14 protein-coding genes are annotated in these 17,350 nt (G+C 33.0%); 11 read left to right on the top strand and 3 right to left on the bottom strand.

Annotation, left to right across the window (positions count from 1 at the left end; translation table 11 throughout):
- The first annotated feature begins 140 nt into the window (after nucleotides 1–140).
- Entirely contained in the window at nucleotides 141–821 is a 681-nt protein-coding gene (locus ACGK9U_RS11385; protein WP_394466502.1) for an NTP transferase domain-containing protein, read from the top strand.
- Nucleotides 821–1,861 (top strand): CDP-glycerol glycerophosphotransferase family protein, encoded by a 1,041-nt coding sequence (locus tag ACGK9U_RS11380; protein ID WP_394466501.1) that lies wholly within the window; start codon nucleotides 821–823, stop codon nucleotides 1,859–1,861. The genes ACGK9U_RS11385 and ACGK9U_RS11380 overlap by 1 nt, the downstream gene beginning before the upstream one ends.
- A 317-nt stretch (nucleotides 1,862–2,178) precedes the next feature.
- On the opposite strand, the gene ACGK9U_RS11375 is transcribed toward ACGK9U_RS11380, so the two are convergent.
- On the bottom strand, nucleotides 2,179–2,997 hold the full coding sequence (locus ACGK9U_RS11375) for a glycosyltransferase family 2 protein (RefSeq protein ID WP_394466500.1): 819 nt from the start codon (nucleotides 2,995–2,997) through the stop codon (nucleotides 2,179–2,181).
- A 42-nt stretch (nucleotides 2,998–3,039) separates the two neighbouring features.
- Between ACGK9U_RS11375 and ACGK9U_RS11370 the strand changes: the two genes are divergently transcribed.
- Nucleotides 3,040–3,801 carry a glycosyltransferase family 2 protein gene (locus ACGK9U_RS11370; RefSeq protein WP_394466499.1) on the top strand — a complete coding sequence of 254 codons (762 nt, stop codon included), beginning with the start codon at nucleotides 3,040–3,042 and terminating at the stop codon, nucleotides 3,799–3,801.
- Nucleotides 3,802–3,808: 7 nt separating this feature from the next.
- Here the strand turns inward: ACGK9U_RS11370 and ACGK9U_RS11365 are convergent, their stop codons facing one another.
- On the bottom strand, nucleotides 3,809–4,561 hold the full coding sequence (locus ACGK9U_RS11365; RefSeq protein WP_394466498.1) for a lipopolysaccharide kinase InaA family protein: 753 nt from the start codon (nucleotides 4,559–4,561) through the stop codon (nucleotides 3,809–3,811).
- Between the two features lie 112 nt (nucleotides 4,562–4,673).
- On the opposite strand from ACGK9U_RS11365, the gene ACGK9U_RS11360 reads away from it, so the two are divergent.
- The 4 genes from ACGK9U_RS11360 (at nucleotide 4,674) to ACGK9U_RS11345 (ending at nucleotide 8,431) form a co-directional block, all read left to right on the top strand.
- Complete coding sequence (locus tag ACGK9U_RS11360; RefSeq protein WP_394466497.1) at nucleotides 4,674–5,234, top strand: L-threonylcarbamoyladenylate synthase; 561 nt, start codon at nucleotides 4,674–4,676, stop codon at nucleotides 5,232–5,234.
- A gap of 72 nt (nucleotides 5,235–5,306) precedes the next feature.
- On the top strand, nucleotides 5,307–6,725 hold the full coding sequence (locus ACGK9U_RS11355; protein WP_394466496.1) for a CCA tRNA nucleotidyltransferase: 1,419 nt from the start codon (nucleotides 5,307–5,309) through the stop codon (nucleotides 6,723–6,725).
- Between the two features lie 139 nt (nucleotides 6,726–6,864).
- Nucleotides 6,865–7,878 carry a COX15/CtaA family protein gene (locus ACGK9U_RS11350; protein ID WP_394466495.1) on the top strand — a complete coding sequence of 338 codons (1,014 nt, stop codon included), beginning with the start codon at nucleotides 6,865–6,867 and terminating at the stop codon, nucleotides 7,876–7,878.
- Between the two features lie 37 nt (nucleotides 7,879–7,915).
- Nucleotides 7,916–8,431, top strand: a complete 516-nt coding sequence (locus tag ACGK9U_RS11345) for a hypothetical protein (protein WP_394466494.1) — start codon at nucleotides 7,916–7,918, stop codon at nucleotides 8,429–8,431.
- A 7-nt stretch (nucleotides 8,432–8,438) separates the two neighbouring features.
- Here the strand turns inward: ACGK9U_RS11345 and ACGK9U_RS11340 are convergent, their stop codons facing one another.
- Entirely contained in the window at nucleotides 8,439–9,500 is a 1,062-nt protein-coding gene (locus ACGK9U_RS11340; RefSeq protein WP_394466493.1) for a hypothetical protein, read from the bottom strand.
- Between the two features lie 347 nt (nucleotides 9,501–9,847).
- Here ACGK9U_RS11340 and ACGK9U_RS11335 point away from each other — a divergent pair, with 347 nt between their 5' ends.
- From ACGK9U_RS11335 to ACGK9U_RS11320, 4 genes are all read left to right on the top strand, one after another.
- Nucleotides 9,848–10,744: an ABC transporter ATP-binding protein gene (locus ACGK9U_RS11335; protein ID WP_394466492.1), complete on the top strand. Its 897-nt coding sequence runs from the start codon at nucleotides 9,848–9,850 to the stop codon at nucleotides 10,742–10,744.
- An 18-nt stretch (nucleotides 10,745–10,762) separates the two neighbouring features.
- Nucleotides 10,763–11,587, top strand: a complete 825-nt coding sequence (locus ACGK9U_RS11330; RefSeq protein ID WP_394466491.1) for an ABC transporter permease subunit — start codon at nucleotides 10,763–10,765, stop codon at nucleotides 11,585–11,587.
- A gap of 28 nt (nucleotides 11,588–11,615) precedes the next feature.
- A complete protein-coding gene (locus ACGK9U_RS11325) occupies nucleotides 11,616–14,354 on the top strand; it encodes a T9SS type B sorting domain-containing protein (RefSeq protein ID WP_394466490.1) in 2,739 nt (912 codons plus the stop codon).
- Between the two features lie 123 nt (nucleotides 14,355–14,477).
- A complete protein-coding gene (locus tag ACGK9U_RS11320) occupies nucleotides 14,478–17,237 on the top strand; it encodes a T9SS type B sorting domain-containing protein (protein WP_394466489.1) in 2,760 nt (919 codons plus the stop codon).
- The last annotated feature ends 113 nt before the right edge of the window (nucleotides 17,238–17,350 follow it).

The raw sequence follows: 17,350 nt of genomic DNA, 5'->3' as shown, positions 1-17,350 counted from the left end.
TTGTTAGCCATACAAAAAAATCAAACCATATATCATCATGTTAGTTTTAAATTTATGCTAACTTTGCACGAATTAAGCTTTAATGCTGATATTTTTAACATTTATAGCTATCCTTTTATCAAAAAAATAATTTTCTCTAAATGAAAATAATAATCCTTGCTGCCGGTATTGGCTCTAGATTGGGCAATCCGTTTCCTAAACCTCTAACTCCTCTAAAAAACGGAAAAAGCATTATGCAAATGCAAACCGAAAATATCGCTTCAAAATTCAATATTGACGATATTAATGTAGTTGTAGGTTTTAAAAAAGACTTAATAATGGAACGGTTTCCTGAGCTCATGTACATTTACAATCCCTTTTTTGATAGAACCAATACATCAAAAAGTTTGTTACAAGCTTTAAAAAAACATAGAGACAAGTCGGTACTTTGGTTTAATGGTGATGTTGTTTTTGATGAAAAAATATTGGAAATATTAAACCCATACATACAAGAAAACCAATCCTTTGTTGCTGTAAACACTAGTAAAGTTGCAGATGAAGAGGTAAAGTACACTTTAAAAAACAATTATATTTTTGAACTTTCTAAAACCGTAAAAAATGGTTTAGGTGAAGCGGTTGGCATTAATTTTATTTCTTCAAACGATATCCTAAAGTTTATTGATCGTTTAGAAGAATGTGATGATAATGATTACTTTGAAAGAGGCCTTGAACTAGCCATTGAAAAAGATGCTTTAAAAATTAAAGCCGTAGATATTTCAGCATACAATTGTATGGAAATTGATTTTATTGAAGATTTAGAAAATGTAAACAATATGTTGTAATGAAGGTTATTCTTTTTTGCCAAAATAATTATGCATTCGGTATCTTAGAACCCATAAAAGAAGTTCTTGAAGCTAATAACGACGATTTTATTTGGTTTGTAAAAGAACACATTTATAACGATTTTCCTTTTAAATCGGACAAACATACTACAAAAGTTTCTGTATTAAAAGCTTATAAAAGCGATGTAATTCTTGTACCAGGAAATGAAGTACCTCATTATTTGAGAGGTTTAAAAACTCAAATATTTCATGGGTTGGCTGGCGAAAAAAAAGGACACTTTAGAATTAGACATTATTTTGATTTGTATCTAACACAAGGCCCATATTTTACAAATAAATTTAATGAACTTAAGGAAGAACACAAAAACTTTGATGTTATTGAAACCGGATGGCCTAAGTTAGACATTTACGGAAAAGACAAAAACAAATACTCCAATTACAAAGCAGAACTTCTAAAAACATATAGTGCAGAAAAAGTAATTTTATACGCACCTACCTTTTCACCAAAATTAACCTCTGGCCCACATTTAATAAACCAAATAAAGAACTTAGCCAACAAGCATGCTGAATATGTTATTTTGTTAAAGTTTCATCCTTTAATGGCCCAAGAATGGTTAGATGCCTATAAAATTTTAGCTGAAAATACCCCGAATATTATTTTTCAAGAAGAAAAAAACATTATTAAATTTTTACTAATCGCCGATATACTTATAAGTGACACATCATCTGTTATTTACGAATTTATTTTACTAGATAAACCTGTAATTACCTTTAATAGTATTTCTGAAAAAATAAATTGGGAAAATTCTACCGATTATAACGCTTTAGAAAACTTAGTGAAAACAAATTTGGAAAAAGACCCTTTTTCAAAATCTAGAGCATATATAAACAACCAATTTCATCCATATAACGATGGTAAATCTGCTGAACGAATGGTAGAAACAGTAAGATCATACATTACGAAACATGGCGTACCCGAAAAAAGGAATTTATCATTTTTAAGACGTTTAAAAATTCATTCAATTTTTGGAAAATCTTAAATTTCTAAAAAAACATTTCATATACTTTATAATCACAAACACTATTGCAGATATTGGATTAAACATTCGTATTGGTATCCAAATAAAAAATCACAACTATTTAAGAAAGATAGTGATGAATGGAAAGGCATTAACCCACAAGACATTTATAAATTAAAAAAAATCTTAAAGCAAGTAAACTAAAGGGTGTTTTACTCCATTGTATTCATAGAGATAATTCTGAAAATAATCAAAAAATAGAAAAGTTTTCAAGTATTGCGGCAAAGCACTTTCCTAAAAAAGCCTCTGTATGGCTTATGATTTTTGATAGTGAAGAATTATTTTTTTAAACCAAAATTGGTATATACAGACCTTGTTTTTTTGGTTTCTTTTCTAATCTTTTTATTTTTCAATAATGCCTCCTCATTTTTGTAAGGACGCTCATGATACAAATGAACACAAATAGCACTATATCGTATTTGTTTAAATTTCAGCCCTTTGTTAACTAAACGCTCACCTAACTCTCTGTCTTCACCCCCATACGCCATACGCTCGTCAAAACCATTTACATCTAATATAGCCTGTTTCCAACCCGAAACGTTCATACCATCAAAAGTAGATTTAGTTGTAGTAAATGTATTTAAAAACCATGCTTTAAACCCAGAAGCGGTTAATTTGTTTGTTTTAAAACTTTTTAAAAGTCCTTGGGCTAATAACCAATCTAAGCTAAAACAATCTTGGTTTATTATATGTTTTTTTAATATGCTTTTCGAAATGGCTTCAGGCAACTTAAAATAACCTCCAGAAAGAAACGTATTTGGTATACTAAGCTTTAAATGTGTTTCAACAAAATCTTTTCTAGGTATACAATCTCCATCTGTAAAAATCAAATAACTTGTAGATGCAATTAAAATGGCTTGATTGAGTATCCTTGTTTTTCGAAAGCCCATATCTTCCTGCCAAACATGCTTAATTTTTAAAGAAGACTTAGCACAGAAATTTTCAATGAGCTTTTTTGTTTCTATGGAAGAACCATCATCAGCAATTATAATTTCAAAATTAGCTTCGGTTTGTATTTCATAACCCCAAAGTACTTTTTCCAACCAATCGCGCTGATTATACGTACTAATAATTACTGTTGCCTTAAATTTACTCATTGTGGCAAAAATAACTATTTTTACCTAACCATTACACAGAACATGATTAAACTATCGGGTGTTATTATTACCTATAACGAAGAACGGAATATTGAAAAATGTTTAAAGTCTTTAGTTGATGTTGTTGATGAAATTATTGTAGTAGATTCCTTTTCAACAGACAATACAAAAACTATTTGCTCCAAATACCCTGTTACTTTTATCCAACAAGCATTTTTAGGCTATATAGAGCAAAAAAACTTTGCACTTTCACAAGCTAACAACGATTATATCGTTTCACTTGATGGTGATGAAGCTCTATCTGAAACATTACAAAAATCCATTATATCATTAAAAAATAATTGGAATTTAAACGGTTATTATGCTAACCGGTATAATAATTTTTGTGGGCAGTGGATTAAATATTCCGATTGGTATCCAAATAAAAAACTACGTGTTTTTGATAGAAGAAAAGCAAAATGGAAAGGTATAAATCCACACGACAATGTAGTAATGCACAGTCCAAACGACAAAACTGGTCATTTAAATGGAGATATTTTACATTGGACTTATCAAACCTATTCAGAATTTAATTTAAAAACAGAACATTTTTCTAGTATCGCAGCTAAAGCTTATTTTGATTTAGGAAAAAAAGCGCCTTTGCGGAAAATATTCTTCAATCCTGCATGGGCATTTTTCAAAGCCTATTTTTTACGATTTGGGTTTTTAGATGGTATAAATGGATTTGTAATTTGTGTTCAAACCGCAAATATTACATTTTTAAAGTATACAAAACTTAGAGAACTAATAAAGCAAAAAGCTTGATTGGTTTCTAAAACTTAAGCCGTTTTTTCCAACGTCTTTTTCTATGGTATTTATTTTGAAAAGCTTCAGTTTCGCTCCACATTAAATTAAAAATTTTTTTATAATCTTCACCTGAACATTTCGCATATTCATCACTCATTATCTCTACCATCGATTTATGAATGGTTAAACGTGCAAAATTTTTAATTCTGGTTTCAAAATCCATGGGACCAAATTGCATTCTGTTTAAATCAACTAAAAAGAAATCATACGAATCATCATTTTTTTTGATTAGTGTATTTCCTGGAGAATGATCTAAAAAATTCACACCGTTTTCGTGAAGTTTATATGTAAATCTAGTAAAAGCCCTCAATATATTATCATAGTCTGGAATTGTGAAATCTTTAGTTAACTCTCGATATGTCATATCACATTCTAATTGTTCACTTATATAGAAACTTTTTTTGAAGCCAAAAACCGACTTAAACTCATAATAAGCAATTGGTTTTGGGGTTCCTATTCCTAACGTTATCAACTTGTTTGCATATTCAAATGAGCGTTGTGCCTTACTTTTTCTAAAAAAATTATAGACTATACTATTTACTACATTAGGAACCTTAAAGGCTTTTATGTTTAAATTTACACCTTCAACATATATAATCTTGATAATGTTTCGCTTACCAACTCCTCCTTCTAACGAGTCAAAACTATAAACCACCTTGGTTAACGCTTCTTTAAAACCACTATTTAATTCCGTATTAAAAACCTTAACTTCCTTCATCAGCTAAAATAACCTATCTATAAATTTTATAATGCAATCTATTCAATTTAAAACAAAAACATTATACTTTTCTGTTGTAAATTTGCACCGTTGCAAATATAAGATTCATAAAATGATTGGAGAAATAAATAAAGCATTACAAATTTTAAAAGATGGTGGCTTGATACTATATCCAACCGATACCGTTTGGGGCATTGGTTGCGATGCCACAAACCCCGAAGCCGTTAAAAAAGTGTACGCCCTAAAACAACGGGAGGATAGTAAAGCATTAATTTGTTTAGTTGCTGACGATAGAATGCTGAAAAAATACATAAAAAACGTACCGGAAGTTGCATTAAACATTATTGATATTACAGATAAACCTACCACGATAATTTATGATGATGCGCAAAATTTAGCTTCAAATTTGGTAGCCGAAGATGGCACCATAGCCATTAGAATTCCAGATGATGAGTTTTGTTTTCAACTTTGCAGAAAGCTAAATGGCGCCATTGTTTCAACGTCGGCAAACATTAGTGGGTTCCCCACCCCAAATTCATTTAAAGAAATACAACAAGAGGTTTTAAAAGGTGTAGACTATGTTGTAAATTTGCACCACGAAAAAATTTGCAACAAACCATCGTCCATTATTAAATTAAGTAATAATGGTGTTGTGAAGATAATTCGGGAATAAAAACGCAAATTTCAAGCACCAAATTCCAAATAAACGTTTGGAATTTGGAATTTGATTATTGAAATTTCATAAATGAATTACAAAGAAGCATTACACCACAAAATATTTAAAACCATTTCGCAATCTGCCAAAGAACTAAATGTAGATAGTTACGTTATTGGCGGTTTTGTACGCGATTATATTTTAAAACGTGGCACTGCTAAAGATATTGATGTGGTTGCCATTGGCGATGGCATAAAACTAGCCAAACAAGTGGCAAAAAACCTGCCCAACAAACCAAAAGTCCAGGTTTTTAAAACCTATGGAACCGCCATGCTTCTTTACGATGATATTGAAGTAGAATTTGTTGGTGCCAGAAAAGAATCATACACCGAAAACAGTAGAAATCCTGCTGTTGAAAACGGCTCTTTGGAAGACGACCAAAACCGTAGAGATTTTACCATAAACGCCTTGGCTTTAGATTTAAGCGAAGCAAATTTTGGTAATTTACTAGATCCTTTTAATGGTATTTCAGATTTAGAAAACAAAATCATTCGTACACCGTTAAACCCCGATATCACCTATAGCGATGACCCGTTACGAATGATGCGCGCCATCCGATTTGCAACACAACTGAATTTCATCATAGAAAAAAGTTCTTTAGATGCCATTTCCAGAAATTCCGAAAGGATTAAAATCATTACTAACGAGCGCATTGTAGTAGAACTGCATAAAATTTTAGAAAGTGAAACCCCTTCAATAGGCTTTCTTTTACTTGAAAGAACAGGGTTATTAAAATACATTTTACCCGAACTGATAGCCTTAAAAGGTATTGATGAAGTAGATGGTCAACGCCATAAAGACAATTTTTACCATACCCTAGAAGTAGTAGATAACATTGCCAAAAACACGAACGATCTATGGCTGCGTTGGGCTGCATTATTGCACGATATAGGAAAAGCACCAACTAAAAAATTCAACAAAAAAGTAGGCTGGACTTTTCATGGGCATGAATTTGAAGGCTCTAAAATGGTATACCGTTTATTCAAAAGGTTGAAAATGCCATTGAATGAAAAAATGAAGTTTGTTCAGAAAATGGTATTCATGAGTTCGCGCCCTATTGTATTGGCTAACGATGAAGTTACAGATTCTGCTGTTAGAAGATTGGTTTTTGATGCTGGTGAATTTGTGGACGATTTAATGACGCTGTGTGAAGCTGACATTACCACGAAAAATCCTAAAAAGTTCAACAAATACCATAACAACTTTAAAATTGTTAGAGAAAAAATTATTGAAGTAGAAGAACGCGACCATGTTCGTAATTTCCAGCCTCCAATTTCGGGCGAAGAAATTATGGAAACCTTCAATTTAAAACCTTCAAAAGAAATTGGCATCATTAAAGAAACCATTAAAGAAGCCATTTTAGAAGGCATCATTCCTAACGAACATGACGCTGCTTATAAATTGATGTTGAAGGAAGGTGAACGGCTTGGATTAACAATTAACAATTAACAATTAACAATTAACAAAACTAAAAATACACTCTCGCGCACTACTGAGAGGATCTATAAAAAATTTGTCCCCTCGAGCGCAGTCGAGAGGTTTTTAACATTAAAGGGAATAGGTCTCGACTGCGCTCGACCGGACAAAAATGAAAAAGGACAACAAACATGTAATTTACTGGTTATTAACAGGCTGCCTACTCATATTTATTATGGTTATTGTTGGTGGCATAACTCGATTGACCGATTCTGGTTTATCAATCTCCAATTACGAACTAATTTCTGGAACCATCCCGCCTATTAGTGAACAAGAATGGCAAGAAGCATTTGACCTATACAAACAATACCCTGAATACCAAAAACTTAACAGCCATTTCGATTTAGAAGATTTTAAAAGCATCTATTTCTGGGAGTGGTTCCACCGTGTTATTGGTCGGGTTATAGGTTTGGTATTCATTATCCCGTTCATATACTTTTTAATAAGAAAACAACTAACTAAAAAAACCATATTAAAATGCTTGGTTCTTCTCGGGCTTGGTGCATTTCAAGGGTTTTTAGGTTGGTACATGGTAAAAAGTGGCTTGGTAGATATGCCCGATGTAAGCCATTTTAGGCTAGCAGCCCACTTAACAACGGCATTTCTAACATTTGCTGCCACACTATGGGTAGCCTTAGACCTTATGTTCCCAAACCGAAAACCAGCCAACAAACCCATGAAAAACATCATCATGGTAAGTTATGGCGTGCTTATTTTTCAAATTATTTACGGAGCATTTGTGGCAGGTTTAAAAGCAGGTCTACTTCATAACCATTGGCCCTTGATGAACGATGGCCAATTTATCCACTTTACAGCTTATACCCTAGAACCATTTTACAAAAACCTGATTGAAAACCCAAGCGGTATTCAATTTATACACCGAACAACTGCTTATTTAGTGGTGTTTTCTATATTCTTAATTTGGAGAAAATCAAAAAAATACACGTTAACACCTCATCAACAAAAAGGAATTAACTCATTAGTTATTTTGGTAATAGCCCAATTTATTCTAGGTGTATTTACTATTATTTTACAAGTACCGTTATGGTTAGGTGTTGCACATCAAATAGGGGCATTTTTCTTGTTAAGTGCCATGACTTTTACCTTACATCGTTTCACTAAATAGCATAAAATAACATACATTTGCAAAATATTTTTTAGTTATGATTTACAGATTTAGAGTTATACTTGATAACGATGTTGACGATGATGTGTTTCGCGATTTAGAAATTCGAGAAACGGACACCCTAGAAGATTTACACAACATCATCACACAATCCTTCGGGTTTGATGGTACCGAAATGGCTTCCTTTTATGTAAGCAACAACCAATGGGATCAAGGTGAAGAAATTTCATTATTCGATTTAAGTGAAGATGCTTCGGCACGTTTAATGAATGAAACAATTATTAACGATGTTGTTCATGAAATGCAAACACGACTTATTTACGTGTACGACTTTTTAAGTATGTGGACATTTTTTGTTGAATTAGCCGAAATTGTTGAAGAAGCAAAAGGTGTAGATTACCCAAACCTCATGTTTGTACACGGGCAAATACCCGATGAAGCACCAGAAAAGCTATTTGATACGGATGACGATTTTGATGATTTCGACGAGTTTGAAGACGATTTAGATATTGAAGATTACGAAGGCTTAGATTTTGACGAAAACTGGAATTAACCCTAATTTATTTAAAATTAATGGGGTTAATATTTTCATAGTTCTGGGTTAAAAATTCCAACGATTTTTTCAGTATCTGTCCCATAGAGGTACATTTCATAAATTCAGCATCTAACGTGTAATCAAATATTTTTCCCTTAAGTAAATCTATATTTTCAGGATTCGAAATCACATCTTCCACCATACAATCTATAAGCTCATCAATACGTCCATGAAAACTTTTCAAACGTTTCACTAAAATAGAACGTTCTTCAATTTTATATTGGTCTATGGATAGCTTTTGGAAGGTTTCAGAAACCAACTCAACCATTTTTAAATTCTCTTTAAAAAACTGAGGGCGGTACACATTAAACTTTCCTTCGTATGATTGTTGATCAAAATCAATTGCCCTTATTTTATAAACCACATGGTCAAAATCGTGCGTTGGTACAATCACGTAATTATACGACCGCATATCGCCCAAAAGCCGAATCATACAGCGCTCATTAAACTTTACAAACTCTTTGGCTATTTGCGATTTTTCCGATTTATCACATTTTGGTAAAAACTTTTTAATAAACTCATCTCCCGGAATTCCTGCAATATGCTCTTCAATCAAAGTGTCCTTATAAACCAAAAAGTTCAAGTTATAGGGCGATAGCATATGCTCCAACTCCAAACCATATACCCGGGATGCATCGGCGGTTTTAATATAAAAATAAGTAAAGTTATCGTTTAAAATGTTCCTGATTTTAATTCTAAAAGGTTTCGAATTTCCAAACGTGCAGTAATCAATCGCATCTACACTTAAAAACGGAATGGTGTTTTCATTCCCATCCGAATGCAAAATAGTGTACACCTTTTTCAACGACAATTCAATTTCCTGACGTTCATACTCATTATAATATACCCGAATCCAAAGTGTATCATTATCCTCCTTATCATAAACTACAATCGACCCTTGGAAACGCAATAAATCGTCGTAAAAAATAGGGATTTTAATATTCCTATTATACTCACTAAGGTACTCGTGCAACTTAGGTTTTATAGGGAAAGATGGTTTTTTCTTAGAAATTATTAAATCGTCCATAAATATTAAAGTTAATCAAAAGTAACAATTTTTAGGGCGTTACCACAAGGGTCGGGCTTTCGGCTATATCTTTTGGTTTTTGTCATTCCTGCGAAAGCAGTAATCTACAATTAAAATTAAATCTTTCCTTTTAAGGTCATTTCCATATCAAAAGAAAACCAAAAGGATGCCGCCTCCATCCCTAACGCGTCACAATTTCAATTTTACAACAGAAATGTATGAGTAATCCCTAAAGCATCACAAAATATACTTATTTTTTTCAAATATGTAACAAAACCTACACACTTTCGTCATACTTTTAAAACTAACCAAAACAGAATCTTAATTCTGAATTAAAATTTTTCATCTTGGAACCTATACTTACTATTAACAACCTCACCAAAAAATTTGGGAATTTAACAGCCGTAAGCAACTTAACTTTCACTATAAACAAAGGCAATGTGTATGGTATTTTAGGTCCCAATGGCAGCGGAAAATCTACCACTTTGGGCATCGTTTTAAACGTAGTGAACAAAACCGCTGGCGATTTTAAATGGTTTGATGGCAACACCACTACACACGATTCCTTAAAAAAAGTTGGTGCCATTATAGAGCGCCCCAACTTTTACCCGTACATGACTGCTACCCAAAATTTAAAACTGGTTTGCAAAATTAAAGATGTTGATTTTAGAAAAATAGACGAAAAACTTCAAGTTGTTGGACTTTTAGAACGGAAAGATTCTAAATTCAGGGCCTATTCCTTAGGCATGAAACAGCGTTTGGCCATTGCCTCTGCCCTACTTAACGACCCCGAAATTTTAATTCTAGACGAACCCACCAATGGTTTAGACCCACAAGGCATCCATCAAATACGGGAAATTATAAAACAAATTGCCGCCAAAGGCACTACTATTTTATTGGCTTCGCACTTATTGGATGAAGTTGAAAAAGTATGTTCACACGTAGTTGTACTTCGTAAAGGCGAGAAATTATATTCCGGCAGAGTAGACGAAATGATTTCCAGCCACGGCTTTTTCGAACTTAAATGCAACAACCAAGAAGCCCTCATCGAACTGTTGGAAAGTAATCCTGTTTTTGGAAAAATAAAAGTGCAAGATACCTTGGTAACCGCATTTTTAAACGAACCCATGAAGTCGGACGAATTCAACAACTTTCTTTTTGAAAAAGGCATCATTCTTACCCATTTAGTACAACGTAAAGAAAGTTTAGAAGAACAATTTTTACAATTAACCGATAAGAACTAACACCTCTAAAACCAACCCATGTTACGACTTCTAAACCTAGAATTACAAAAACTTTTGCTTAACCGAACAAGCAAAATTCTCATATTCATTTCATTTGTTTTACCATTTTTTGTGATCCTGCTTTCATCATTAAAAATAAATGTTTTTGGCTTTTTTACTTTGGAGTTAGGTGAATTAGGCATTTTCAATTTCCCTATCATCTGGCATTTAACCACTTTTTTTGCTTCACAATTCAAATTCTTTTTCGCCATAGTAGTGGTGAGTATGATTGGTAACGAATACAGTAACAAAACCTTGAAACAAAATCTTATAGATGGTTTAAGCAAAAAGGAATTCATCCTGTCTAAATTCTATACCATTGTTTTCTTTTCTATAATATCTACAATATTAATTTTTATAATCTCCATCTGTATTGGTTTGTATTATTCCAGTTATAATGAAGTCTCCATTATCATACGAGAAACCAATTTTTTGGTGGCTTATTTTGTAAAGCTCATGGGCTTTTTTAGTTTATGCTTGTTCTTTGGTATGCTTGTAAAACGTTCTGCTTTTGCATTGGCTTTTTTGTTCATTCTCTTTATTTTGGAATGGCTGATTTTTGGACTCCTCACATGGAAATTTAATGCAACAATTGCTGAGAAAATCCAAAATTTCTTTCCACTAAAATCTATGTATAAACTAATTGACCAACCTTTCCAACGTATAGCTATGACCAAATTTCCTGACAAAGCAAATTTAGCCTATGATTATGGGGTACACTGGTACGAAATAGCCATTGTATTGGGATGGACATCCTTATTTATATTTTTATCGTTTTTATTATTGAAAAAGAGGGATTTATAATATCTTTAGAGGCATTTGCCTTTAAAAGATGAAACTGTATTTTACATCCCTCGTATTTTGTTTTTTAAACTTAAACATATTTGCTCAAAGTGAAGCCTCTAATTGGTACTTTGGCTATGGTGCGGGTATCAAATTCAATCCATACAATGAAACTGTAAGTTCTTTAAATGACGGGCAACTTTTTACGCACGAAGGCTGTACTACAATGTCTGACAAGTCAGGGAATTTATTATTCTACACAGATGGAACTTTTATATGGAACAAGAACCATCAATATATGGCAAACGGCTTAGGTTTGCTAGGTGATAGCTCTAGTACGCACTCAGCCATTATAGTTCCAAAACCAAATGATTCCAATATTTTTTATGTTTTTACGGTGGGTTCCAAACAAAGCAATACTGGATTGCATTACTCTATTGTTGACATGACCCAAAATAATGGTTTGGGAGCTGTTACCACTGCTAATGTTAGGCTTTTAAATCTAAGTAGCGAAAAAGTAACTTCAGTTTTAAAAGACTGTATTTCTAAATCCATGTGGGTTGTATCTTTCGCTTCAGAAGATGGAAATCGTGCTGCTTACAATACATTTCATGCTTATGAAGTAGGCAACAATGGCGTTAACCCCATTCCAGTAAAATCAACCTTCCCAAAAAACATTTCAGATCCTAGAGGTGCATTAAAATTATCGCCAGATGGTACTAAAATTGCCTGTGCCAATGCTACTGCCGATGAAGATAATTCCACTAAAAATGACGAATTATTTATATATGATTTTGATGCCTCTACAGGAATAGTATCAAATCCAGTTGAATTGAGAATTAATGGAGAAAATCATAACCCGTACGGTTTAGAGTTTTCCCCTAATAGCCAATTACTATATGTGCATTCATATAACAATTATCGTTCCAATGATAACAACAATAATGATAATGAAGACCCCCTAAATCAACGTTCTACACTAACTCAATTCAATATTTCCGGTTCAAACATTCAAAACTCACAAATTGTTATAGATGAAAGGCAACTTTATAGAGGTGGATTACAGTTAGGACCCGATGGAAAAATATATAGAGCACTCACTGCTGCTTATGGTGTGGGACTTCCCTATTTAGGCGTTATTAAAAACCCTAATAATATTGGTTTAGCTTGTAATTATGAACACAATGCCATTAACCTCTCACCTAACGAATCTGGTCAAGGGCTTCCTCCGTTTATTCAATCTTTGTTCAAAGAACAAATAGATATTATACAAAATGGTAAAAGTGATACTAATTTAACTTTATGTGAAGGAAGTTCATATCGCTTAGTTTCCGAAAATATTCCCGGAGCAAATTATACTTGGACGAAAAATAATATTTTACTATCCAATAATACCTATAGTCTACTAATTACAGATGGTGGACATTATAAAGTAGAAATAAATCCAAATAATGGAGAATGTACAAAAGAAGGACAAGCCTATGTCTTTTTAAACAATAAACCATCGTCCGCAAATCTGTCGTTAGTTCAATGTGATGAAGATGGTATTAAAGACGGAATAACCACTTTTAATTTAAATGAGACCTATATCAATTCATCACTCAATGGAACTTTAAAGTATGCCTTTTATTTGAACTCGACTAGAACAATAGAAATAAATGGTAGTTCTTATAAAAACATACGGAACCCTCAAACTATTTATGTTAGAACAACTAATACGGATACTGGTTGTTTTTCTTTTTCAGAGTTAACCCTATCTGTAAGTTTAACCGATGTTAATGATGTTGTTTTACCCACTGTATGTGATGATGATGGCGCAGAAGATGGATTCCATATTTTTAACTTAAGAGAAGCCGATTCCGAAATATTGAGAGGAATTCCTAACAGGAATTTAGGAGTTTTCTATTACTTAACTTATGAAGACGCACTATTAGAAACAAACAAATTACCCTTTAATTTTACCAATACACAACCATATAACCAAACTATTTTTGCGCGAGTTGAAAATGCCAACGCCTGTTACGGTATAAGTAAAGTTGATTTGGTAGTACAGAAATTACCCAATATTGAAGCAGTTGGTCGCGATTATTATTGTTTAAACAAATTCCCCGAATATATCAATCTTGATACAGGCTTGATTGATGATGACCCAAATAATTACACATATCTGTGGGACAATGGAGAAACAACCTATCAAATACAAACTAATGAAATTGGAATATATACAGTTACCGTTACCAGCAAGGAAACGGGGTGCAGTAAAAAAAGTAGTATTATTGTTGAAACATCAAATATTGCTGCTTTCAAAGAAATCAATATTGTAGACGTTACCGAAAACAATATAATTACAGTTGTAGTTACTGGTGAAGGTATATATAATTATGCCTTATATGATACTGAAAACAACTTGTATAAACCTTATCAAGAAAGTAATAATTTCGATAATGTATACCCAGGCATTTATAATGTTCATGTAAAAGATGTAGAGAATAATTGTGGTGTTGTTACAAATCAAGTGTCAGTTATTGGTTATCCCAAATTCTTTACCCCTAATAATGATGGTATTAACGACACATGGCAACTTATGGGCGTTTCAGAAATGTTTCAACCAAATACCAAAATTACAATTTATGACCGCTTTGGAAAAATAATCAAACAATTGCCCCCTTTAGGTGAAGGTTGGAATGGGCTTTTAAATGGACAAAAACTACCTTCCGATGATTATTGGTTTTCAGTCACTTTGCAAGATGGTCGTATTTTTAAAAACCACTTTACTTTAAAACGCTAAATGCAAGTTAAAAGCAAATTTAACCTATAATTATACGGTACATTTGTACAAAATAATAGTAGTTTTAGGTTGGACAGCCTTATTCAACTTTTTATCGTACAGATTATTAAAACAGCGGGATTTATGATATCTTTGATAGCTTTGCTATCTAAAATGAAAAAAACCTTTTTAATATTAACTTTTTTCAGCACCATTTTCTGTTTCGGACAAAAAGAAGCATCCAACTGGTATTTTGGTGATAATGCTGGCATTCGTTTTAATGCAGATGGGTCGGTTACAGAACTAACCGACGGACAATTAAGTACTATAGAAGGCTGTACAACCATATCGGATGCTAATGGTAATTTGTTATTTTACACCGATGGCGTTACTGTTTGGAACAGAAACCATGGCATTATGCCCAATGGTTTAGGACTATTTGGCGACCCTTCCAGTACACAATCTGCCATTGTAGTACCACTACCCAACAACCCCAACATATATTATATATTTACTGTTGACACCTCTACAAATAATAGAGATCCCAATTTCGGCTTTAATTACTCAATAGTAGATTTAAGCTTAAACGGAGGTTTAGGGAGTATCACCCTAAAAAATAGCAATTTGCTACCTGTCTGCTCGGAAAAAGTAACCGCTGTGGTTAAGGATTGCATTAGTAAATCTATTTGGGTTATTACCTACGCACCCAACAGTTCTAGTCTTGGATTTAACAATACCTTTTATGCATATGAAGTTAGTACCGCTGGTTTAAATACAACGCCAGTTGAATCCCCTTTTACAACATTGGTAGAAGACTCTAGAGGGTACTTAAAGCTATCACCCGATGGCACAAAACTTGTTTCTTCAAATACAACTTCTGGTTTGTACATTTATGATTTTGATAAAGACACAGGTATTGTAAGTAATGAAACTCCTATATATATTAATTTTTCCAACAACGGATTAAAACCTCAAGCTTCATATGGTGTTGAATTTTCTCAAAACAATGAGTTGCTTTATGTATCAACCTATTATCAAACAACACGTCAAGAAGGTAACGATCCAAATGCTCAATATGGCGCTTTACTTCAATATAACTTAACAGCTCCAGATATTAGCAGCAGCGAAATAGTTTTAGATGCAAGACAAACATATAGAAGTGGACTTCAATTAGGACCTAATGGTAAAATATACAGGGCCATGAATATTAGTTACGACCTAGGCATGCCCTACCTATCTGTAATTAATGCGCCTAACAATATAGGTGCGGCCAGTAATTACACCCATAACAGTTTTCAATTGAGCAATAATTCAAGGCAAGGTTTACCTCCATTTATAACTTCTTTCTTTTCAGAAAAAATTGATATTATTAGAAGCAGTACGTCGTTATCGTCTACCGAATTGTTTTTATGTGATGGCGACAAATATATCTTAACTGCTGACGAAATCCCTGGAGCCACTTATACTTGGACACGCAATGATGTGCTTTTAGCTGAATCTGATTTTGACCTTGAAGTTTCAGAAGATGGTTTTTACAAAGTATTTATAGACCCTAATACAGGCGATTGCGACAGCACTTTTGAAGGTGTCGCTTATGTTGTTTACAACAAAAACCCTATAGCGTATGATTATGTACTAACCCAGTGTGATGAAGATGGAGTTGCTGGTGGCTATACAAGGTTTAATTTAAATGAAGCCACTAACTATTTAACAGGCAATATTGCTGGTCTTTTGGTTAAATTTTATTCAGATATCGCACGAACGAATGAAATAACCAATACTAGTTCGTACAATTATAACGCAGACAATCCACAACCGCTATATATTGAAGTTTATGATGACAAAACAGGTTGTTATGACACCTCGGTACTAACCCTAAATCTAAACATTGCTCCTATTGAAGATTTTACACCTACGTCTTTATGCGATATAATTGGTTCTGAAGATGGTATCAATACGTTCAACCTCAACAACATTACAACCGAAATACAAATGTATTATGGTTATACCAACCCTGTTTCTTATTACAAAACTTTTGACGATGCTATTTTAGAACAAAACGAATTAGGCACAGCATTTACCAATACAACTCCGTATTCTCAAATTATTTACGCACGTACTGAAAGTGCAAATAGTTGTTTTAGCATTAAAAATGTGTATTTAATAGTTAATAAATTACCAAATATAGAAACCGAAAGTACTGTAGATTATTGTCTAAATAAATATCCTGAAACTATTACCTTAAATGCTGGTATTATTAACGATTCACCAATGAATTACACATACAATTGGTCTACTGGTGATGACACTTACGAAACCAACATAAATACACCCGGCACCTATACTGTTACTGTTACCAATGCTAACGGCTGTAATAAAGACCGAACTGTTATTGTTAAACCTTCTAATATAGCCACTATTGATGATGTTTATATAACAGATGCAACCAAAAACAATACGGTTACCGTGTTAGTTTCTGGAGAAGGCACCTACGAATACAGGTTACTAGACGAAAACAATAGTATATACGCCTCATTTCAAAGTAGTAATGTTTTTGAAAATGTTCATCCAGGATTTTATACTATTTCTGTAAAAGACATTAAAAACGATTGCGGTACCACGCCTCCATTCAAAATTTCTGTGATTGGGTTTCCTAAAGTATTCACGCCAAATGGTGATGGTTATAATGATACATGGCAAGTATATGGTGTTTCCAGCATGTTTCAGCCCAACACTAAAGTTCAAATTTTTAATAGGTTTGGAAAATTACTTAAAGAAATACACCCTTTGGAAGCTTGGAATGGTTTACTTAATGGAAATGAATTGCCCGTGGATGACTATTGGTTTTCCGTAGAACTTGAAGATGGCAGAATATTCAAAAATCATTTCACATTAAAACGATAAATTTTTACTTAAAACAATTAAAAATACATTTCGTCGTATTTTTTTTGCATTTCATCTAAATTTTATATACTTTTCCGAAATAATTAATCCGTTGATTCGGTGTCTTTTATACC

The organism is Mariniflexile sp. HNIBRBA6329, from assembly GCF_043558645.1.
GTDB lineage: Bacteria > Bacteroidota > Bacteroidia > Flavobacteriales > Flavobacteriaceae > Mariniflexile.
Note: the sequence above shows the minus strand (reverse complement) of the source record. Positions and strands in the feature narration are given on the sequence as shown.